17 protein-coding genes are annotated in these 20,915 nt (G+C 66.1%); 6 read left to right on the top strand and 11 right to left on the bottom strand.

The features are described 5' to 3' along the window. Window positions 1-4 precede the first annotated feature (4 nt). Window positions 5-3,226, bottom strand: a complete 3,222-nt coding sequence (locus tag WDM91_12110; GenBank protein ID MEI9995332.1) for a DUF4062 domain-containing protein — start codon at window positions 3,224-3,226, stop codon at window positions 5-7. 197 nt (window positions 3,227-3,423) lie between these two features. Between WDM91_12110 and pepN the strand changes: the two genes are divergently transcribed. Further along, window positions 3,424-6,048, top strand: a complete 2,625-nt coding sequence (gene pepN / locus WDM91_12115) for an aminopeptidase N (GenBank protein MEI9995333.1) — start codon at window positions 3,424-3,426, stop codon at window positions 6,046-6,048. Between the two features lie 82 nt (window positions 6,049-6,130). Next, window positions 6,131-7,639 (top strand): HAMP domain-containing sensor histidine kinase, encoded by a 1,509-nt coding sequence (locus WDM91_12120; GenBank protein MEI9995334.1) that lies wholly within the window; start codon window positions 6,131-6,133, stop codon window positions 7,637-7,639. A gap of 225 nt (window positions 7,640-7,864) precedes the next feature. Here WDM91_12120 and WDM91_12125 read toward each other — a convergent pair whose 3' ends face one another. Then, complete coding sequence (locus tag WDM91_12125; GenBank protein ID MEI9995335.1) at window positions 7,865-9,265, bottom strand: glutamine synthetase family protein; 1,401 nt, start codon at window positions 9,263-9,265, stop codon at window positions 7,865-7,867. A 112-nt stretch (window positions 9,266-9,377) separates the two neighbouring features. On the opposite strand from WDM91_12125, the gene WDM91_12130 reads away from it, so the two are divergent. Further along, window positions 9,378-10,463 carry an extracellular solute-binding protein gene (locus WDM91_12130; protein MEI9995336.1) on the top strand — a complete coding sequence of 362 codons (1,086 nt, stop codon included), beginning with the start codon at window positions 9,378-9,380 and terminating at the stop codon, window positions 10,461-10,463. A 5-nt stretch (window positions 10,464-10,468) separates the two neighbouring features. Here WDM91_12130 and WDM91_12135 read toward each other — a convergent pair whose 3' ends face one another. From WDM91_12135 to speD, 5 genes are all read right to left on the bottom strand, one after another. After that, window positions 10,469-10,936, bottom strand: coding sequence for a periplasmic heavy metal sensor (locus WDM91_12135; GenBank protein MEI9995337.1), 468 nt, complete (start codon window positions 10,934-10,936; stop codon window positions 10,469-10,471). A 1-nt stretch (window position 10,937) separates the two neighbouring features. Continuing rightward, window positions 10,938-11,291 (bottom strand): hypothetical protein, encoded by a 354-nt coding sequence (locus WDM91_12140; GenBank protein MEI9995338.1) that lies wholly within the window; start codon window positions 11,289-11,291, stop codon window positions 10,938-10,940. Next, window positions 11,288-11,986, bottom strand: a complete 699-nt coding sequence (locus tag WDM91_12145) for an RNA polymerase sigma factor (protein MEI9995339.1) — start codon at window positions 11,984-11,986, stop codon at window positions 11,288-11,290. The genes WDM91_12140 and WDM91_12145 overlap by 4 nt, the downstream gene beginning before the upstream one ends. Next, entirely contained in the window at window positions 11,868-12,146 is a 279-nt protein-coding gene (locus tag WDM91_12150; protein MEI9995340.1) for a hypothetical protein, read from the bottom strand. Before WDM91_12150 ends, WDM91_12145 begins: the two co-directional genes overlap by 119 nt. Before the next feature lie 81 nt (window positions 12,147-12,227). After that, window positions 12,228-12,716, bottom strand: coding sequence for an adenosylmethionine decarboxylase (gene speD / locus WDM91_12155; GenBank protein ID MEI9995341.1), 489 nt, complete (start codon window positions 12,714-12,716; stop codon window positions 12,228-12,230). 357 nt (window positions 12,717-13,073) lie between these two features. Here speD and speE point away from each other — a divergent pair, with 357 nt between their 5' ends. Further along, entirely contained in the window at window positions 13,074-13,937 is an 864-nt protein-coding gene (gene speE, locus WDM91_12160; GenBank protein ID MEI9995342.1) for a polyamine aminopropyltransferase, read from the top strand. Between the two features lie 41 nt (window positions 13,938-13,978). Further along, window positions 13,979-14,497 carry a prolyl-tRNA synthetase associated domain-containing protein gene (locus WDM91_12165; GenBank protein ID MEI9995343.1) on the top strand — a complete coding sequence of 173 codons (519 nt, stop codon included), beginning with the start codon at window positions 13,979-13,981 and terminating at the stop codon, window positions 14,495-14,497. Between the two features lie 50 nt (window positions 14,498-14,547). On the opposite strand, the gene WDM91_12170 is transcribed toward WDM91_12165, so the two are convergent. Further along, on the bottom strand, window positions 14,548-16,743 hold the full coding sequence (locus WDM91_12170) for a TonB-dependent receptor (GenBank protein MEI9995344.1): 2,196 nt from the start codon (window positions 16,741-16,743) through the stop codon (window positions 14,548-14,550). Window positions 16,744-17,024: 281 nt separating this feature from the next. Between WDM91_12170 and WDM91_12175 the strand changes: the two genes are divergently transcribed. Further along, on the top strand, window positions 17,025-17,618 hold the full coding sequence (locus WDM91_12175; protein ID MEI9995345.1) for a GNAT family protein: 594 nt from the start codon (window positions 17,025-17,027) through the stop codon (window positions 17,616-17,618). Window positions 17,619-17,653: 35 nt separating this feature from the next. Here the strand turns inward: WDM91_12175 and WDM91_12180 are convergent, their stop codons facing one another. Genes WDM91_12180 through WDM91_12190 form a run of 3 tightly spaced genes read right to left on the bottom strand, consistent with a single transcriptional unit; the run spans window position 17,654 to window position 20,909 of the window. Then, entirely contained in the window at window positions 17,654-19,219 is a 1,566-nt protein-coding gene (locus WDM91_12180; protein MEI9995346.1) for an NAD(P)/FAD-dependent oxidoreductase, read from the bottom strand. Continuing rightward, window positions 19,219-20,163 (bottom strand): DUF3298 domain-containing protein, encoded by a 945-nt coding sequence (locus WDM91_12185; GenBank protein MEI9995347.1) that lies wholly within the window; start codon window positions 20,161-20,163, stop codon window positions 19,219-19,221. Before WDM91_12185 ends, WDM91_12180 begins: the two co-directional genes overlap by 1 nt. 53 nt (window positions 20,164-20,216) lie before the next feature. Next, window positions 20,217-20,909 carry an RsiV family protein gene (locus WDM91_12190; GenBank protein ID MEI9995348.1) on the bottom strand — a complete coding sequence of 231 codons (693 nt, stop codon included), beginning with the start codon at window positions 20,907-20,909 and terminating at the stop codon, window positions 20,217-20,219. Window positions 20,910-20,915: the final 6 nt, after the last annotated feature.

A 20,915-nucleotide genomic window follows, 5' to 3' on the forward strand; every position in this document is an offset into this window, starting at 1 on the left:
CACATCACTTGTCGCGCGTGTCTCGTTCAGGATGGGCAGCAAAGTATTTTTCGATGTCTGCCTGGATTGTCCCCGAAGGCCCGCGCGTCATCGTGTTGAGGACATAGGCGCGGATTATGGAATGGACTTCGTATAGATCGCGGGCACGATTCCAGGCGACGAGGCCGCGGTCTTCCAGATCTGTCAGCACAACATCCAGCTCCACCGGCGACAGGATTTCCCGGCCCGGACCGCTCAACACCGCGACTAAGGCGTCATAGCCGACGGCTACGCGAAATTGCACGATCGCCTCCAGGACCTTGCGGGACTTTCCGTTCAGCCCAGCGAAGGCCTTCGCCATGACGCTGGCAGCCGCCTGAACCGACGAAAGCGAAGTCGGATCGAACGATGGATTATCGGCGCGCCATCGCGCGAAATCCCCGGGTGCCCTCCGATAGTTCGCGACAGCACTGGCCAGCATCTGGATCAGCAGCGGATGGTTTTCGACACTGTTGAAGAGCGGCAGAAGCTCGTCAGACGACCCCGACACGGAAAGACCTTGCCACAGCGACAGCGCGTCCTGGTTGCTGAGGCCGCCCAAGGTCATCGCAACGCAGCCCGGCAGCACCGACCGTGATGCCAGCTGAAGCGCGTCGGGTATCAGCCTGGTCGTGATCAGAATTCGCGAGCGGCGGATTTGGGCAAGCCTGAGCAGAAAGTGATCAGCACGCGGATCGATCGTCGCGCGCGGACCGACCGATGACGATGAATCGGCTTCTTCGCGCAGACCGCCGGTGCGGCTATAAGCGCCCAGGATGCGCTCGAGTCCGTCGAGCACGATCAGATAGCGCTTCTCCTCAAGCCGCTTCAGAAGCAGCGCCTCCCGCTCCTGCCAGGGGAGCTTGGCGGCATCGGCCTCGGGGATATTTTCTACATAAGCGAGTGCGCGCGTCACGAACATCTCGAACGACGATTCGCAGAAGCTCCACCACAACAATCCGGCTGCCCGCGTCTTCCTGGGGCTTGCATTGCTGAACCACGTCCAGGCCAGCGCGCTTTTTCCCACGCCGCCTATGCCGGCCAGCAGGAAGATCGGTTTACCGCCAGTTTTGGATTGCGACGGCGCCGCCCATTTTGACAAGGCGGCCAGCTCCTGGCGGCGCCCGGCCAGGCCGGTCGACTGCAGCAGCGTGTAGGGATGGGCGACATAGGGCGCGGGGGGCGCGGGGATGGCCGAATATCGCGTGACCGCCTCGGCGGCGTCGGCCTGGGCGCGGCCGTCGAGCTGGGCGGTGTGAAGCGCCAGCTCGACTTCCGACAACGCCTCCACCACCAGCGCGCGCAGATCGCCGGCCGAGCGGAAATATCCCACGACGCGCTCCGAGGCGACACGGCTGCGGAAATCCTTCAGCTTGGTTCGCGCGACTGGGTCCACTTCGATATCGGACACGGTGACCGGATGATCGGCCGCCATGAGAAACATCAGCACGGGCTTGCCGAGTTTCACGGCATGGTCGAATTCCAATTCCGACGCCGAAACATCGAACCCGGGCAGAATCGCGCCGTAGCGATGTGCGATCAGACCGATAAAGACATCCGCTTGCGCGATGCGATCGAACATCATCTGAAGATCGTCCTGCGCCGACGCGACGGATCTTTCGACCTCCACCGGAGCAAAACCCGCGCGCTCGCAGGCGAGACGCACCTGCTCGCGATGGTCCGGCAGGTCGCGGATGGTCGAGCTGATATAGACCGTCTCGCGCCGCCGCGGCGCCTCGGGAGGCCGGACTCGCTCGGCGGATTCAAACTTGCTGCGTGGACGGAACGGCCGGTACAGCGTCACGCGAACGACCTTGTCGCCCTCCACCTCCGCGATGAGCGCCGGTGGAAGGCCGCGCTGCGACAGCAGGGCCTGGATGCGCGCCACGCCGCTCGCATTGAGCTCGGCATGCTGCCGCCAGACGAAGATCTTGGCGACGATCTCGTTGCGCCGCACCGAGCCGACCTTCTCCGGATCGCTGTTGATGAGGTTCATCGACACGCCGTCCGGCAACCCGCCGAAGCTCGATATCTCGACACGGTCGGGATAGACCTCGATGCGGGTGGGTTGGGCGCGCGCGATGGGCGATTCATAGTCGCGGTGGATGAAGGCGTTCACCAGCGCCTCGCGCAGCACGGCGATCGGAATCTCAAGCTCGTCGCGATCGGTCGAGCCGACGTTCCCCACGCGGATCAGGCCGGCGGACCGCTCCAGGAAGACCAGCCCCTTCTCGAAAAGCGACAGCAGGCTGCCGGACGGCTCGTCGTTGAACGTGACCTGCGCCTGCGCCCGGTTGATCTCGCTATAGACTACCATCCTGAGGCTGCAGCAGGAGAATTTGTCGATCAGGTCCTTGCGCTGTGCGCAGCACAGGAACAGGCCCACCGTCGGCCGTCCGTTCGAGGCCAGTCCCAGCTGCTCGAGCTGGAGCGCCGGCGGCATGCTGGTCAGCGATTCCGCCAGCAGCTCGCTCTGGATCAGGGGCTGGGACAGCAGCGCCGAAACCGCGGCCTGGTCCAGATCCGCCACAGACAGCAACAGGAGCAGGCTGCGGTCGAACGAGACCTGCTCGATGCGGTCGTAAATCTCCTTCGGCATCGCAGAGGCCGGAGGCGGTGGGACATGCGCGAATCCGGCACGCGCCTTGGCCCGCTTGATGATCTCGCCCAGGTCAATCTTGAACTGCGCAAGGACGATCTGCTTCAGGCTCTCGTGATCGGTATAGTCGTCGAGCGGCCGTATCGCCGTGCTGCCCGCATCGGCCCAGCCCTGGCACAGGCTCTGCTTATAGCGCTTCACGTCGAGCCAATCGGCGAGCGCCACGTCATCGTCCACGCGTTCGGGGTACGGAAAGGATTTGGGAAACACGGCAGCGATGGCCGGCCGGTCTTCCCGCAGTTCCCGGCAACGGTCCAATTCCGCCACCGTACCCTTGCCGACGCGCCCCTTGAAGACGAAGACCGCAAAATGGGCATCTTCCAAATGGGGCGTGATGAGAATGTCCTGGCCGCCACTCCAGCCGTTGGTATCCGCATTCCATTCCCATGCGTCGACGGACGTGAAGGGCGGATGCTCCGCATGCTCAAGACGGAATTTCAACTCCCGCTGGAAGTCGGCCTGCAGTCCGTAGACGAACTTGGCCTCGGCTTTCGCGTCTTCGGCGTGCCCGATGAAGACGACCAGTTCACCGCCCGACGACGACTTCATTCGATTCGACCCCGCAAGCGCTCCGCTCGAAAACCAAAGTAATCACGAAACATCCGATCGAGCCAGCCGCGACATATCCGGCCCCACCGCGGCAGCGCGGGAATGGCGCGATCGCGTTGGTCCAGAATGGCAAACTGCTGCTGTGACAATGTCCTGCCGAAGGATTATATCTGCGCTTCAAAACCGAAGGACCGCCCATGCGCACCGACGAGCCGCGCGCCATCAATCTCAAGGACTACCGCGCGCCGGACTATCATATCGCCGAGATCGCGCTGGATTTCGCACTCGACCCGCTCGCGACCAAGGTGGTCGCGACCTCGAAGGTGACGCGCACCGGCGCGGCCGGTGCGCCGCTGGCGCTGGATGGCGAGGAGCTCAAGCTGCTGTCGGTGGCGATCGACGGTCGCAGGCTGGACGGGAGCGATTACACGCTGGGCGACAACCTGCTGACGCTGAAGGCCGTGCCCGACGCCTTCACGCTCGAGATCGTCACGGAGATCTCGCCGCAGAACAACACGACGCTGAACGGACTCTACACCTCCAAGGGAATGTTCTGCACCCAATGCGAGGCGGAAGGGTTCCGCCGCATCACCTATTTCCTCGACCGGCCCGACAATCTCGCGGTCTATACGACACGGATCGAAGCGGACAAGGCGGCCTATCCGATCCTGCTGTCGAACGGCAATCCGGTGGACAGGGGCGACCTGGCGGGCGGCCGGCATTTCGCGGTGTGGAACGATCCGTTCCCCAAGCCGTCCTATCTCTTCGCGCTGGTGGCCGGCGATCTGGGCGTGCTGAAGGACAGCTTCGTCCGCGGCTCGGGCAAGCCGGTGGATCTGCGCATCTATGTCGAGCACGGCAACGAGCCGAAGGTCGCCTATGCGATGGACTCGCTCAAGCGCGCGATGCGCTGGGACGAGGAGAAATACGGCTGCGAATACGACCTCGACATCTTCATGATCGTCGCGGTCAGCGCCTTCAATTTCGGTGCGATGGAGAACAAGGGCCTCAACATCTTCAACGACAAGCTGCTCCTGGCCTCACCAGAGACCGCGACCGACGACGACTATGCGCGGATCGAAAGCGTGGTGGCGCATGAGTATTTCCACAACTGGACCGGCGACCGCATCACCTGCCGCGACTGGTTCCAGCTCTCGCTGAAGGAGGGACTCACCGTCTTCCGCGACCAGAGCTTCTCCGGCGATATGCGCAGCCATGGCGTCTGCCGCATCACCGACGTCAAGGCGCTGCGGATGCGCCAATTCGTCGAGGATGCGGGGCCGCTGGCCCATCCGGTGCAGCCGCAGAGCTACATCACCATCGACAATTTCTACACCGCGACGATCTACGAAAAGGGCTCGGAAGTCATCCGCATGCTGCATACGCTGGTGGGGCCGGAGGGCTACCGCAAGGCGACCGACCTTTATTTCAAGCGGCACGATGGACAGGCGGCGACGGTCGAGGACTGGGTCAAATGCTTCGAGGATGCCTGCGGCCGCGATCTCACGCAGTTCCGCCGCTGGTATGCCCAGGCCGGCACGCCGGTGGTCGAGGCAAAGGGCCTCTACGACGCCGCGAAGAAGACATTTGCACTGACGCTGAGCCAATCGCTGGCGCCGACGCCGGGGCAGCCGGAGAAGAAGCCGCTGCATGTCCCGGTGCGGCTGGGCTTCATCGGGCAGAACGGCAATCCCATGCCGCTGACGCTGGAGGGCGAAAGCCGGACCGGGCCGGACGAGCGTGTGCTCGAACTGACCCAGAGCGAGCAGACCTTCCGCTTTGTCGACGTGGCGCAGAAGCCGCTTGTCTCGCTGGGCCGTGGATTCTCGGCGCCGGCGAATTTCGTGACCGGCTTCACGCCGGAGGAACTCGCTTTCCAGATGAAGGCGGATCACGACGATTTCAATCGCTGGGAGGCGGCGCAGAAGCTCGCGACGGGGATTCTGCTGAATGCCGCGGCGAATGGCGGCGTGCTGACCGACGAAGCGCCCTATGTCGAAGCGATCGGCGTGGTGCTGGCGGAGGCGGAGAACGATCCGGCCTATGCGGCCTACATGATGCTGCCGCCGCTCGACACCGAACTGGCGCAGGCGATGCAGACGCCGGATCCGGACGGCATCTTCGCGGGCCGCATGGCGCTGGTGCGAAGCGTCGCGGCGGCGCATGGCGCGCGGATCGAAGCGCTCTACGACAAGATGGTGACGCCGGGCGTCTTCGATCCGGGTGCCAAGCATGCCGGGCGGCGGGCACTGCGCAATGCCTGCCTGCGCTTCCTTACCGCAGCGGATGACGAGGACGCGGCGCGGCTGGCCGAGGCCCATTACCGCTCGGCGACCAACATGACCGACATGATCGCGGGCCTGGCGGCGCTGACCCGGATGGAGTCGCCCCGGCGCGAGGCGGCATTCGCGCATTTCCACGAGCGCTTCAAGGCGGACCCGCTGGTGCTCGACAAATGGATGAGCCTGCAGGCCGGCTCCTGCCTGCCGGGAACGGCGGCGGCGGTGCGCGCGCTGATGCACAGCCCGGTATTCGACATCAAGAATCCCAATCGCGTGCGATCGCTGGTCGGCGCGTTCGCGGGCAATCACCTGCGCTTCCATGCGGCGGACGGGTCGGGTTATGCGCTGGTCGGGCAGGTCATCGCGACGCTCGACAAGATCAACCCGCAGGTCGCGGCGCGGATGGCCGGCGCTTTCGAGGCCTGGCGGCGCTACGACCCCGCACGGCAGGGCATGATGCGAGGCGAGCTGGAAAAGCTGACGAAGCTCGATGGGCTGTCGGCGAACCTGTTCGAAGTCGCGACCAAGATGCTCGAGTAACCACTCGTTAACTTTCGTGACAGCGACTCGGCGATTCGCATAATCGTTCGGAAGCGAACTGATTCGCTTCCGAGGGTTATCCGTGTCGGCGCGTGCAGCCCAGAATGTGCCCTTCACAGCCGGCATCGCGCGGCTGGCGGCACAGAACATCCGGCTGACGGTGCTGGTCTGTGTCGCGCTGATCTGCGGCTGCTTCGCGGCGGCGACGATGCTGCAGATGCGCAACGACCGCGCCCATGCGCTCGCCCAGGCGCGGATGTTCGAAAACGCGCGCGCCGCCGACATCGCGGCCGCGGCGGCCGTCACGCTGGACCGGCTCGCGGCGCTGGGGCGTGGCTTTGCCGACGGCGGGAGCGCGCCCGGCACGGCCGACGGCATCGAAGGCATCACGGTGTTCGACCGTTCGGGGCTGGCGCTGACCACGCTGGGCGAAAGCCAGGCCCTGCCCCCGGGTGCCGCCGCAGCCGGCGCTCCGCTGGTCTCCGCGCCGGGCACGCTGGTTTTTCCCTATCGCGAAAAGATCGTCGCGGTGTCGTTCGATCCGCGTGTGCTCGTGCCGCCGCGCCTGCTCGCGCGGGCCGCCCTGGCGGGGAACGGGCAGGTGCTGCTGCGCGATCCGGCCTGGCGGGCGGGCGGCACGCAGATCGCGGTGCCGGGCTGGCCGGTCACGGTGCGGACATCGGTCGATGACGACGCGGCGCTGGCGGCTTGGACCGGCTCGCTGCCGCTTTATCTCTTCGTGATCCTGGGACCGGCGCTGGCGGGCGCGGCGCTGGCAACGGTGTTCGTGCGCGAATTCGAGCGGCGGGCGCGCGCCTCGGAGGCGATCCGCTCGCTGCGCGCGACACGGCCGGTCGAAGCCAGGCTGCTGGTGCGGCTCGCCGAAGCGGAGCGCCGCGCGGCGGAGGACAGCCGCGCCAAATCGGAGTTCATCGCGCATATGAGCCATGAATTGCGCACCCCGCTGAACGCGATCATCGGCTTTTCCGAGGTGATCGAGCGCGGTTTCTACGGCGCGGTCGGGCACGCGAAATACGTCGAGTACGCGCATGACATCAACGAGGCGGGACGCAACCTGCACACCAAGATCGGCGACATCCTGGAATTCGCCAATGTCGAGGCGGGGCGTTACCCGCTGCAGCTCGCGCGGGTGAATGCCTGCGCTATCGCGTCGGATTGCGTAAACGGGCAGATGGGACGCGCCTTCTCGCGGCGGATCGCACTGGAGCTGGGTTTCGCCGATGCCTGCGACGCGCGAGCCGACGCCCTTGGCGTGCATCGCGTGCTGAGCAGCCTGATCGACAACGCGCTGGGCTACACGCCGGAAGGCGGCCGCGTGCGGATCGATGTGCGCGAGGAAGAGGCCGCGGTCGTCCTGCGCGTCATCGACAATGGCCAGGGCTTCACGCGCGACGAGGCCGCGCTGGCGGGCCTTCCCTTCAAGCGCTTCGACCGCCGCGGTGCGACGACCGGCTCAGGATTAGGACTGGCGATCGCCATGTCGCTGGCGCGCCGGATGGGCGGCGCGCTTCGGCTGGATGGCACGCCGGGCGGCGGTAGCGTTGCCGAGCTGCGCCTGCCGAAGGCGTAGGGTCCGGACCCAATAACAAAAATAAATGTCATGACCCGCGACTGCGGGCCACCCAGGTGAAACCCTGCGAAATCCAGCAATGCCTTCTCAGGCGCCACAGGATAACCGGCATTTGCAGAACCCAACTGGGTGGCCCGCAGTCGCGGGCCATGACAAGTTGTTGGTTGGGTTGACGCCAATCGCGTACAGACCCTAGCGGAAGCGCGTCCGCGGCCCAGGCGCGTTTCACAGATACCAGTCGTACTCGGCGGGCGAGAATATCCCGGCGAAGCGCCTGGCTTCGAGGCGCTTGGTCTCGCCATAGAGCGCGACCGTCTCCGCGCCGAGATAGGATGGAACGGTCTTTGCCGCCTTGAGCAGCGCCAGCGCGTCGTCGAGCGCGAAGGGCAGCGCCATGTCCGGCTCGCGCGAGACATTGCCGGCAGCGGCAGGGCCGGGATCGCATTTGTTCGTCAGGCCGTGATGCAGTCCGGCCAGCACCGCAGCGGCCGCGAAATAGGGATTGGCGTCGGCGCCGCTGACGCGATGCTCGACCCGGCGGGCCGCCCCGGGGCTGACGGGCACGCGCAGGCCGGCGGAGCGGTTGTTGATCCCCCAGCGCCGGTTCACCGGCGCGAACATGTCGGGCTCGAACCGGCGATAGGAATTGAGCGAAGGGGCGAACAACGCCATCGACTCCGGCATCAGCGCCTGGAGGCCGCCGATCGCATGGCGCAAGGCGGGCGCGCCTTCGGCCGAGCCGTCGTCGAAGATGTTGCGGCCGGCGTCGTCGAGGATGCTGGCATGGATGTGCAGGCCGCTACCGGCGCGGTTCGGATAGGGCTTGGCCATGAAGGTCGCGTCGAACCCGGTGACGCGGGCGGCAGCCTTCACGATCTGCTTGAGGATCACGGCATGGTCGGCGGCCCTGGCCGCGTCGGCCTGGTGATGCAGATTGATCTCGAGCTGGCCGGGCGCGTATTCGGAGCTCGCCGCGCCGATGGGAAGATCGTGGACCCGCGCGGCGGCGCACAGCGCCTCGTGGAAGGCGAAGAAACGGTCGAGATCGTCGATGCTGTAGACCGTGTTGTCCTTCTCGCGTGCGCCGCTCAAGGGGTCGCAAGGCGGCAAGGGCGCACCATGCGCGTCGCGGGCGCGGTCGAGGAGATAGAATTCGAGCTCGAGCGCGATGACCGGCGTCAGGCGAAGCTCGGCAAAACGGTCGAGCACGCGCTCCAGCGCGGCGCGGGGCTCGCCGGGCGTCGGCGTGCCATCGGCATCGCGCATGGTGGTGAGAAGCTGCAGCCGGCGCGGACCGGCGCCCCAGACGGGGCTCAGGCTGCCGGGAATCGGCCAGGCACTGCCGTCGGGATCGCCATCGTCGACGCCGCGGCCGAAGGGATTCACCATCTCGCCCTTCACGTCCATCAGGTAGACGGAGCGCGGCAACTGCATGCCGGTCTCGAACAGGCGCGGCGCCTCGGCCAGCGGCAGGCGCTTGCCGCGCATCGTGCCCGCGATATCGACCACCAGCGCATCGACGCATTCGATCGCGGGGTCGGCCGCGACGAGGGCGTCGAACTGGGCGCGCGCCACGTCGACGAAGGCGGGACGTGCGAAGCTGGGAACGGGCGATGCCTTGTTCATAGGCAGATCATAGACCGCCGGCGCTTGCCGGCAAACTCATGCATCGGGCGCTGGATTGCGCGGAAAGCGGCGCCGCCCTAGCTTTCGCATCGGTATCTGCGCGGAGGGGACAATGAAATTGCCCGTGACGTTCACGGTCGCGGCGGCGCTGCTGCTGAGCCTGGCCGCCTGCGGACCGAGCGGCGGCGGCAAGACGGCGGGTGGCGGCGTCTCGAAGCCGGTGACCCTGTTCCAGTGGCAGAACTACATGGATCCGCCCTTCTATGCCGATTACCAGAAGGCCTATGGCGGCGAGAAGCCCAACATCGCGATCTTCGCGGACGAGGACGAGGCCTTCGCCAAGATGCGCGCCGGCTACAAGCCGGATGTGATGGGGCCCTGCTACTATGAATTCCCACGCTGGAAGGAGGCCGGGCTGATCCAGCCGATCGACACGGCGAAGCTGAAGAACTGGAACAAGATCGCGCCGATCTTGCGCAACATGCCGGGGCTCAGCGCGGGCGGCACCAAGGTGTGGTTCGTGCCGCATTACTGGGGCAACACCTCCGTCACCTTCCGCACCGACCTGGCGCCGGAATACGTCAAGTCGCAGAGCTGGAACATCTTGTTCGATCCCAAATACAAGGGCCGCATCTCGGTGCTCGACGGGGTGGACGACACCGTGCCGTTCATCGCGCACATGATCGGCGTCGACGCCTACAACATGACGCCGGCGCAATACGAGCAGGTGAAAGCGAAATTGCGCGAAGTGGTGGCGCAGGCACGCGTGATCTCCAGCGACAACGACACGCTGACCCAGGATCTCGGCTCGGGCGAGATCGTCGCGGCAATGTCGTGGCGCATCATCTACAAGACGCTGCACGTCGCAGGTAAGCCGGTGATGTACATGAACCCGCCGGGCGGCATGTTCACCTATGTCTGCGGCCTCGTCATGCACAAGGACCCGTCGGACGAGGCGAAGGCGCTCGCGCTGATCGATTCCTCGCTGTCGGATGCCGGCGCGAACTACACGATCAACGCGATCGGCGACGAGCCGGCGAACACCACGACGATGAAGACGCTGCCCAATTCCACCTTCGAGGCGCTGGGCCTGACCCGCGACGTCGACACCTTCCTCAAGAGCGGCATCTTCCAGCGCCGGCTCAAGAACAAGGATCAGATCGTCAACGACTGGACGGAGATCAAGGCGAAGCTTTAGACGCCTTACCGCTCGCGCGGGCGGAACATCCGGAACAGCCACGAGCGGCTGCGCTTGCGGACGCGATCGGCGAAGGCCTGGCGCTCGGCGGGCGTCAGGGCGGAGAGGCTGTCGCCCAGCGCCGCGACGCTCTCGGTCTCCAGCGCGGTGTCGGCGGCGACGACGGCCGCCAATGCATCCGACATCTTCCTCGGGGAATAATCGGGGGCGACGAACACGTTGAACGCCGCATGACGGGCATTGGCCGAAGCCTTGCGCAGCAGCGCGATCCGGGCGGCATGGGCATCGATGATCGCCTGGATGTTGTCCCGCTCCTCGGGAACGGCGGCGATCAGGGCGTGCGGCACGAGGGGGCCGGGCGGGTGCCGCAAACGCACCACGCCGATCGCGACTGCCGCGATCAGCGCGACATTGAGGCAGAGCGAGACGATCAGGAGCCAATTGCGGCGCCGGGGCGCGGGCGTATCGCTCATCCTAGGTCTCCTGTCCGATGTCGAAGCTGCCCGGAGCATCGAGCGCAAAGGCGCCTGGCGCAGTCTCGTCCTGCTCCGCGATCTCGAGCGGCACCAGCGCAGCGGCTCCGGCGCCGATCAGCAGCGAGAAGACCAGAGCCGCGGCGGGCTGCCAGAGCGGCGCGCCGGGCCAGACGGCGTCCATCGCGCGGCGGAGCAATCTGCCGGGCGTCCAGCGCGTGGCGATCCGGTCGAAATCCGCCAGGACGCGGCGCTCGAGCGCGGCGGAGACCGGCACATCTTCCGCACGAGCCAGCAGGCCGTCGAGCCAGGCGTCGTCATCGTTATCCATCTGCTCCATGCCCCGGTCTGTCACGTGTCTCTCAGGTGTTCCAGCTTCGTCCGCAGCGCGCGGCGCCCCCGCGCCAGCAGCGATTCCAGGGCTTCAACGCTGACGCCGAGGATTTCCGCCGCTTCGATATTGCCGCAGTCCTGGAAATGGCACAGCTGGATAGCGGCACGCTGGCGCTCGGGGAGCGCCGCGAGCGCGGCTTCGACCTGGGCGGAGAGCGCCGCAGTGTGGAGACCGGCGTCCGGGCCGGGCGCCGGATCGGCGATCTCCGCAGCTTCGTCGAGCCGCGCGGCCGGACGGCGGCGCAGGCGGTCGTAACATTTGTTGAGCGCGACGCGGTAGAGCCAAGTGCTGAACCGGGCGCGGCCGGGCTCCCAGCGGGCGGCATGGGTCCAGAGCTGGATGAAGGTGTCCTGCACGGCGTCCTCGGCTTCGGCGGGATCGCCGAGCATGCGCCGCGCGAGCGTCAGGAGCCGCGGCAGATGGCGCGCCATCAGGGCCTGCGCCGCGGCACGGTCGCCCCGCCCCGCCCGCGCGACGAGATCGGCGTCCGGATCAAGCATCATTCCGGGCCGCGTGTCGCCAAGGCATGCGGAGCGTTCAACGCGCGGGCCGGCGCGTTCCGTCGGCGACCGCCTTGGCGGCGCGCTGAAGGACGATCCTGCGCTGGGCGGCGGTGTTGGCGGGAAGCCGCTCGAAATCGCCGCCGAGGCCGATATCGGCGTAAAGCTCACCTTCGCCGTGCTCGTGGAAATGCAGGACGCTGCGGCCGCCGAGATAGAAACAGCCGCGCGACTTCTCCTTGAGGACGGCGTGCTTGCGCAGCTGGACGAGCAGCGGCTCGAGACGGTCAAGGGCGGCGGGGCCGGCGTGCTTCATCGCGATGCCACCAAACGTCGAAGGGCGGAAACGGCTTTTACGCCATTTCCGCCCTTCGGGTAATAAGGTCTGAACGCGTGCCTAGAGAACGCCGCGCTTGTGCTCGCCGATCACGACACGGCCGGGATTGAAAGCCCGTTTGAAAACGTCCATCGCCTTGCGGGGCTGGGCGTCGCCGCACATGAACACGTCGAATGCCGCGTAACCTTTCTCCGGCCAAGTGTGGACGGAGATGTGGCTTTCGGCCAGCACCGCGACGCCGGAAACCCCGCCGCCATCGGTGAAGGTATGCAGGTGAATGTGAAGAAGGGTCGCCCCCGCCTCTTTCACCGCATCGATCAGCGCCTGTTCAATCCGGTCGCGGTCGCCGAGGCCATCCGCTTCCCACAGGTCGATGATCAGGTGTGAGCCCGCATAGGTGAGGCCATTGCGGGTTATGAAGTGATCCTTTTGGTCGTCATTGACCGCTGTGGTCATGACGGGGGCAACAGGACGAACGGTCTTCGCGGAAGTGCGGACTCGAGGAGCCCTTGCTTCTTTGGTCGCCGCAACAAGTTCGAGTCTAGCCATTTCGGGCACCTACCCAGTTAAGAGTTGACACCTGCGCCTTGGCCTTACGGACTTCCGGACGCGTCTCAAGAAGAAAGCGGCGGACGGTAAGGCCGCCGCGCCGCTAACGGGGGCAATATAGGCACGCTGACCCCCCATGCAAGAATTTTTGTCACCTGAGCGTAAAAAAAATCCTCGCGCGTGGCATCGCCGCTTCGCGGCGTCACGCAGGCGCTGAGCGACCTCGCGTGTCGCGCGCACTGTGCTACGGCTCCGCGTGTTTCGCCGTCTGCAGCGCGCTCTCGACTTCGTGGCGAACGCGCCGTAGAAGGCGCGCGATTTCCACGCAACGCAGTGTCACAAACCGGAGCGACGAAGATGGCGAACAGTTTCAAGGAGCGCCTGCACAAGGGCTACGCGCAGTCGATCGAGATCGTCGGCAAGCCGCTCGTAGAGGAAAAGAGCCAGTTCCAGCGCATCCGGATCTTCGACAGCGTCGCCAATGGCCGTGTCATGACGCTCGACGACATCGTCCAGATCACCACGCGCGACGAGAGCGCCTATGCCGAAATGCTGACACATTTGCCGCTGTTCGAGCACGGCCGAGGCGAGCGGGTGATGATCGTGGGCGGCGGCGATCTCTCGATCGCCGACGAGGCGCTCAAGCACAAGGGCGTCAAGGAAGTGGTGCTGGTCGACATCGACGGCCGGGTGATCGAGCTGTGCAAGGAGCATTTCGCCGCGATCAACGCCAAGGCGTTCAAGGACAAGCGGCTCAAGATCGAGGTCGCCGACGCCTTCGAATATCTCGGGCGCAAGGAGAGCAAGAACCGCTTCGACCTGATCGTCGCCGACCGGCCCGATCCCGTCGGGCCCGGCAAGGCGCTGTTCGGCGAGACCTTCTACGACCGCGTGAAGGGCGCCCTGAAGCCCGGCGGCTTCGCGACGTTCCAGACCGGCGTGCCGTTCTACCAGCCCTGGGAGATCACCGAGGCGCTCGAGGAACTCGCAGGATTCTTCCCGCAGTCGGGGCTCTATCTGAGCGTGGTGCCGACCTATATCGGCGGCTTCATGGCGCTGAGCTGGGCCTGCAAGGGGGCCAAGAAGCTCGGGACGCCGGCCGGCGTCCGGAAAGCGGCCGCGGCATACAAGAAATCGCGGATCAAGACGGACTATTACAATGCCGAAATCCACGGCGCGGCTTTCGCGCTGCCGGAGTGGATCAAGCGGCTGGTGCCGTAGAGAGATTTTTGTCCTCTGGCGCGGGACGGCAGGTTCGGTAAATGACGATGCTCTCTTCTCCCGACACGCGCGAGGCCGCGCTCTATGCGAGGCTCCGCGAGCTCGGCATCGCGTGGAAGACCTATGAGCACCAAGCCGTGTTCACCGTCGAGGAGGCGTCGGCGCTCTACGGCGGCCAGCCGGGCGGGCATTCCAAGAACCTCTTCCTGAAGGACAAGAAGGACGGGCTGTGGCTCGTCACGCTGCGCGACGCCTTGCGGGTCGATTTGAATGCGCTGTCCAAAGTGCTGGGCGCGCCGCGCTTCTCGTTCGGCTCGGCGGAGCTGCTGGTCGCGACGCTGGGGATCGAGCCGGGGTCGGTGACGCCGTTCTCGGTGATGAACGACCCGGCGGGCAAGGTGCGGCTGGTGCTGGACGCCGGGCTGCTGGCGCTGGAGCCGCTGAATTTCCACCCGCTGCGCAACGATCGGACGACGGCGGTCGCGGCGGCGGATCTGCTCAAATTCGCCCGCGCCGGCGGCCATGAGCCGGTGATCACGGACATTCCGGAGCGGGCGTGAAAACGCCGGCGGAGTCTCCTCCGCCGGCGCTACGAGACGATCCGAACGTCCTAGCGCAGATGCGCCGCGACTTCGAAGCCGATGATGCGCGGATCGCCGACGAAGCCTGTATTGTCGTCGAAGTCGATGCCGCCCTGGAGGTTCTGCTTGTCGGTGATGTTGCGGGCATAGAGCGCCACTTCCCACACCTTGTTCGGCTCGATGTAGCCGATGCGCAGGCCGCCCTCGTAATTGCCGTTGGAGTGGAACTCCTCCGACTTGTAGAGGAAGAAGTTGGTGTAGCCCTGGATGAACCAGTCTGTGTAGGCGTAAAGCTGCGCCCCGCTGTCGAGCGGCCAAGTGTACTTCGCCGAGAGGTTGGCGATGTAATCCGGCGCCTGCGGGAACGGATTGCCGTTCAGGAACGCCACGGTCGTGCCGGCGACCACCGTCGTCGGGTTGGTCACATTGCACTGGGCGCAGACCGCCGTGGTCAGGCCCGGATCGCGAATCTCCGTGTGGTTCCACGACGCGCCGGCGGTGAACAGCCAGTTCTCGTCCGGCGCCCACTCGCTGTCCGCCTCGAGGCCGTAGGCGAGACCGCCGCGGGCATTGATCAGGATCACCGAATTGGTGCCGGCGCCGCCGATGGCGGAGAGCTGCGGATGTTGCAGATAGTAGTAGAAGCCGTCGAAGTTGAGGCGGATCGTGTGGTCCGCCAGCTCCGACTTGATGCCGGCCTCATAGGAGGTGATCGTCTCCGACCGCGCTGTCGAGTAGCCCTCGTCGAAAGCGAGGTTGCGGCCCTGGATCGACGGGGCGCGGAAGCCGGTCGCGACGCGGGCGTAGAGATTGACGTCGTCGTCGAGCGCGTATTCGCCGCTCACGTCCCAGCTCACATTGGCGCCGGTCGTCTTCGCCGGCGTGACGATCGGGATCGTCAGGGCGCCGCCAGAGGCGGTCATCGCCTTGACGTCGGAGGTCCAGCGCACGCCGGCCGTCAGTGTGAAGGCGTCGGTCACGCGATAGCTGGCCTGGCCGAAGGCCGCCCAGGAGACGTTCGACTGACGCACCGAGGTCGAGACGTTCGGACCGAAGGCGATGGTCGTCGTGTCCTGGTACTTGGTGCTGAAGTAGAAGCCGCCGACCTGCCAGAAGAACGGCGAGGTCGTGTCGGACGCCAGATGCAGCTCCTGCGTGAACTGGTGCAGATAGTCGAGGCCGTCCTGCGATTCGGACGGGAAGAAGATCAGGCCGGGGCCGGTCAGGTTGCCGCCGTCGATGTCGCCGCGGCTGAAGCCATGGGTCGACTCGTAGCCGGTGATCGAGGTCAGCTTCAGGCCGTCGAAATCGTATTCGACCGTCGCGTTGCTGCCGATGCCGTCGTATTTCTGCGGATTGTTGGCGCCGGCGTCGAAATACACCTTGTCCGGATCGTAGTTGCCGTTGAGATGGTTGTTGCCCGGGCCGATGATATTGGCGCGGAACACCGCCGCGGTGCCGTCCAGCGACCGGCCATGGACGTTGAGCAGCACGGAGAAATCGTCGGTCGGCTTCCACAGGACCTGGACGCGGCCGGCGCGCTCGTCATAGCCGCCCAGCGCATCCTTGACGCCCGTGAAGGCGTTGTCGATGTAGTCGTCGCGATGCTGGTAGAGGCCCGAGGCGCGGACCGACAGCGTGTCGTCGAGCGGCACGGTCAGGGCAGCCTCGACATTGGCGGTGCCGAGCTCGCCATAGGAGCCGCTGGCATAGCCTTCGAGATGGTCGCCGGGCGCGACGGAGGTGAATTTGATGATGCCGGCGGTGGTGTTGCGGCCGAACAGCGTGCCCTGCGGGCCACGATCGACCTCGACGGCGCCGATGTCGTAGAGCGGCGCGCTCTTCAGCACGACGTTCTCCTGAACGATGTTGTCCTCGATGATCGAGACCGGCTGGGAGGCGGCGAGATCGAAATCGGCATTGCCCAAGCCGCGGATGTAGAAGCGGGGCGCGACGCGGCCGTTGGAGGATTCGGCGTAGAGGCTGGGCACGCGCGCCGCAAGGGCGCGGATGTCCTGGCCGGATTCGAAGAAAGAGCGGACCTCGTCGTCCGACAGGGTCGTGACCGAGGACGGCACGGTCTGCAGGTCTTCGGCGCGACGCTCCGTGGTCACGACGATGGTTTCGATCTGCTGCGCATAGGCCGGCAGCGCGACGGAAGAGAACAGCGCCAGCGCGCCAAGCGCCGTGGTGGCACGGCAAGCGGTCTTCAAGCGAATCGACATCGAAATCCCCTAGTGAACGGCCGAATCCGGCGGCCGCGAATTGTCGCGAACCCGTCTCGATCGTTTCCCCAACTGTATTATGTTTGACGCTTACGTGACGGCGCGCTGAATTTTTGTCAACAAGTTCGCAGGCGCGGTGACTCGATTGCATCGCACTGTGGTGCGAGGGTCACGCTGCCGCTCTGCGATGTCGCGCAGAGCCCGCATTCGGGCACGGTGCTGGCCGATGGCACGGCCAACGGTCAGCATGCCGCAGCACCGCTTACCACCGGAGGCGTGACATGAATCGGACCGAACATCTGGGTGGCCAGAGGCTGGCCGGACGCTTCGTCGCACTGGAGCCGCTCGAGCCGCATCATCATGCCGGACTGCTCGCGGCCGCGGCCGATCCAGGCATCTTTGCCCACATGCCGTTCGATATGAGCCGCGGGTTCGAGCAGCCGCTGCAGGACATCGTCCGGGAGAATGTCCGCGGCGGCATGATCACCTATGCCGTGCGCCGGCTGGCGGATGATGCGATCATCGGTTCGACGTCCTATCTCAACATCGCGCCCGAGCATGCGAAGGCGGAGATCGGCTCGACCTGGTATACGGCGCAGGCGCAGGCGAGCGCGGTGAACCCGGAGGCGAAGCTGCTGCTGCTCGATCGCGCATTCGCGCGCGGGTGGAACAGGATCGAGTTCAAGACCGATTCAAGGAACGCGCGCAGCCGCGCGGCGCTCAGGAAGCTGGGCGCGATGGAGGAAGGAACGCTGCGCGGGCATATGTGGGTGCCGCAAGGCTATTTCCGCGATTCCGTCTATTTCTCGATTCTCGCCGGCGAGTGGCCGGCGGTGAAGGCGCGGCTGGAGGCCCGATTGGCGGCGTTCGGCTGAAGGGTTGCCTGCGCCGTCATCTTCGAGTCCGGATATTAGCTCTTCAGCCAACCCGGCGCGCGCAGTCCGAAGTGACGCTGGAGCATGGTCTCGGCGCGCTCGAGGGCGCCTTCGACCCAGCCTTGCGCCTGCGAATAGGCTTCGCCGCAGACATACAGTCCGCGCGACGGCATCGGCTGCAGCATCGCCGCGGAATCCGCGACGCCGTCATGGCCGAGCGCATAGTAATGCCAGCCCCCGCCGAAAGGATCGGCGCTCCAGTCCTGGAAATAGGCGGCAAGCGGCTGGAGCGCGGTGCCGCCGATCACCAGCTGGGCCTCGCGGTGGACTTCGCGCGCCAGCGATGCATCGCCCGGCAGGGCGGTGAAACCGGAGGGATCGAGCCGGGCGACGAGATGCTTCCAACCCGCAACGGCGCGCATGTCGCTATAGGCCATGAGCACGCCATAGCCGTTGGTGTCTTCGCTCGGCAGCCGCGCCGTCTCGGAGCCCAGGCAATAGAACTGGCGCGCCGGCATGTCGGTGACGCTACGTCCCTCGACGATGCCGTGATCGCGCCACCAAGGGCGCCGGTAGAGCAGCAGGCTCTTGCAGGCGGGGATCGGCGTCACGCCGGCGATGAGCCGCGCGAAATTGCGGTCGGCGCGGGCTTCCGGGAAATCGGCGATGCCTTCGAGGCCGCGGCGCGGCAGGGCGAGGATGACGCGCTTCGCCGTGAGCACGGTCTGCCGGTTCGACACGTCGTGGACCGTGAGACGGTAGCCGGCCTGCTGCGGCACCAGGCTGACGAGGCGCGTGCCGGCGGCGATGCCGGCGCCGGCCTTGCGCGCCTGCTCCGCCAGGGTCAGTGGCAGGCGCTGATAGCCGCCGGCCAGGGTGCGGAAGGGTTTGCTCTCATCGTCGTGAACGAAGAAATAATCCATCTCGTCCAGGCCGGTCTCGCCGTCGATCCAATCGTCATAGCCGGAAGAGTCCTGGGCGAGTGCAAGCTCCTCGGCGCTCATGCCTTCGCGCAGCAGGTCGCGGTTGCGCCAAAGGTTCAGCGGACGGTTCCTGTAGCGGTAGGAGGCGCGGATCTTCCGCCAGTCCGCAGGCGTCATATGCGCGGCACCAGGCAGGATGCGGTCGATGGCGCGGCCGAAATAGTCGGCTTGCGGCGTCTGGTCCTTGTCGGGAACGCGGTAGGGAAACCGCGCGCGACCGGCGTTGACGTCCTTCAACGCGAAATTCCGACCGCGCAGCATCATCCGGTTCGCGTCGCGGTCGATGGGATAGTCGCGCGACGGCAGGCCCAGATGGCCCACCAGCCCGAAGACATGGCGATGCGCCTCGAGGAAGCGCATGCCGCCGGCCTCGGCGACGAGGTGCGGCGCCTGCGGGAAGGCGACGGAGTGCAGACGGCCGCCGATGCGATCGCTGGCCTCGAACAGGCGGAGGCGCAGATGCGGCGCTTCTCGCGCCAGTCGCCAGGCGGCATAGGCGCCCGACACGCCGCCGCCGACGATCGCGACGTCGAGGTCTGGCGGCGCGGCACGCGCCAGCAGCGGCGCCAAGGCCAGAGCCGCGCCACCGCCGAGCAGATGCCGCCGGCTGAGCGTCATCAGGGCTTGGTGAGGACCGCGATGCGGTCGCGGTAGGATTTCACCAGACAGGCCCCGGGCGACGGGCCGCTGCAGGCGGCGTTGCGCCTGGCGATCCAGTCGCGCTGCACCTGACGCACGGCCTCTTTGGCCGGCGCGCCATAGGCGTTTGCGACCGCGTATTGATAGGCCTCGGCCGTCTGGCGGTCGAGGCGGGCCAGCGCCGCGTCGGCGCAGATCGCGTGCTCGATCGTCGTCGCCGCCTTGCCGCAGTCGAAGGAGGCGGCCGGCGCGCGCCAGTCGCGCCGCAGCACATCCTTCAGCGCGGCCAACGGGATGACCGCCTCCTGCGGCCCCGCGGCATAGGCCGCGACCTGATAAGGTGGGAAATAGATGTGCAGGCGATCCGCCGCGATCGCGAAATTCCGGAAACTGTAGGCGCCGGGCGCGGTTCCCGACTTGATCGTATCGCTGTCGGACAGCGAGTCCGGTCCCGTGCCGATGGTCTTGAGCAGATAGGCTCCGGCAAGGTCGCTGATCCGCTTGAGTCCACGCGGACCGTTCACGATCTCGGGCAAGAAGACCTCCGCGCCGTCAGGCAAGAGGAAATTGAAGGTGTGATAGTCGGTGTTGGGATGGGCGCCGCCCGTGTCGGCGTATTCGGTGAACAGCACCGCGAACATCCTGCCATCGTTGCGCACGACCTCGAACCTCGTATCCAGGGCATAGGGATGGTCCCCGGCGGAAAGGTCGGGCTCGAAGGCCTTGAACGTCGCGACGCTCTTGCGGGCATAGTCCAGGATCGTGCCGTCGATCGCCTTGTTCCCGGTCTGCGGATAGGCGACCGAGATATCCATGGCCTTGCTTGTGAAGGCGAGCGTCTTCTTGGCCACCGGCAATCCGGCGGCGGATGCCCCCAGCGGCACGAGCAGCATCAAGGCCAGCAGGACGGCGCGGAACGGCATGAGCGACTCCCCGGATACGATGCCGGACATGGTGGAGAGGGAACGCGACGGCTTCAAGGCGGCTTGCTGCGGTCGCGCCATTTCGGGCTGAGCACGTCGTCCAGCGCGCTCAACGGGATTTCCACCATACGCGGGCCTTCGGCATGCGCCGCGACTTCGTAGGGCGCGAACCAGATGCGCAGGGCGTGCGGCTCGAGGATCACATTGGTGAAATTCTCCGCCTCCGGCCCTGCACCGTCGCGGATCCAGTCGGCGTCGGAGACATGATCCGGCTGCGCGAGCTGCGACGTCAGATCGGCGATGGCGAGCTGGCTGACGCGGTCGACGCCGCGCTGACCGTCGACGATGTCGGCCAGGCCGATCCGGCGGCCGGCGGGGAGAACGAAGTTGAAGGTCTCGAAGGCCGAGTCGCCGTGCAAGCCGCCCATGTCCTCATAGACCGTGAAGTGCACCGCCAGCAGGTCGCCATCATTGCGCTCGATGCTGTAGGTCACGTCCAGCACATGGCGGTGGTCGCCATGCGCGAAGTCCGGGCGCTGCTTGCGGAAATCGGCGGCGTTCCGGTCCGCATAGGCGGCGAGCGCCGCGTCAATGACATCGTTGCCGGTGTGGGGATAGGCGACTGCGATGTCGACGTTGCGATCCTTGAAGACCACCGACCGGGACGACAGCGCCAATGGCTCGCCGGACGCCGCGCCAACACTGGCAAGCAACAGCAGCCCAAGACCGGCGGCACGCGACGACATGGAAAT

The sequence above is a fragment of the Rhizomicrobium sp. genome (assembly GCA_037200385.1).
Taxonomy (GTDB): domain Bacteria; phylum Pseudomonadota; class Alphaproteobacteria; order Micropepsales; family Micropepsaceae; genus Rhizomicrobium.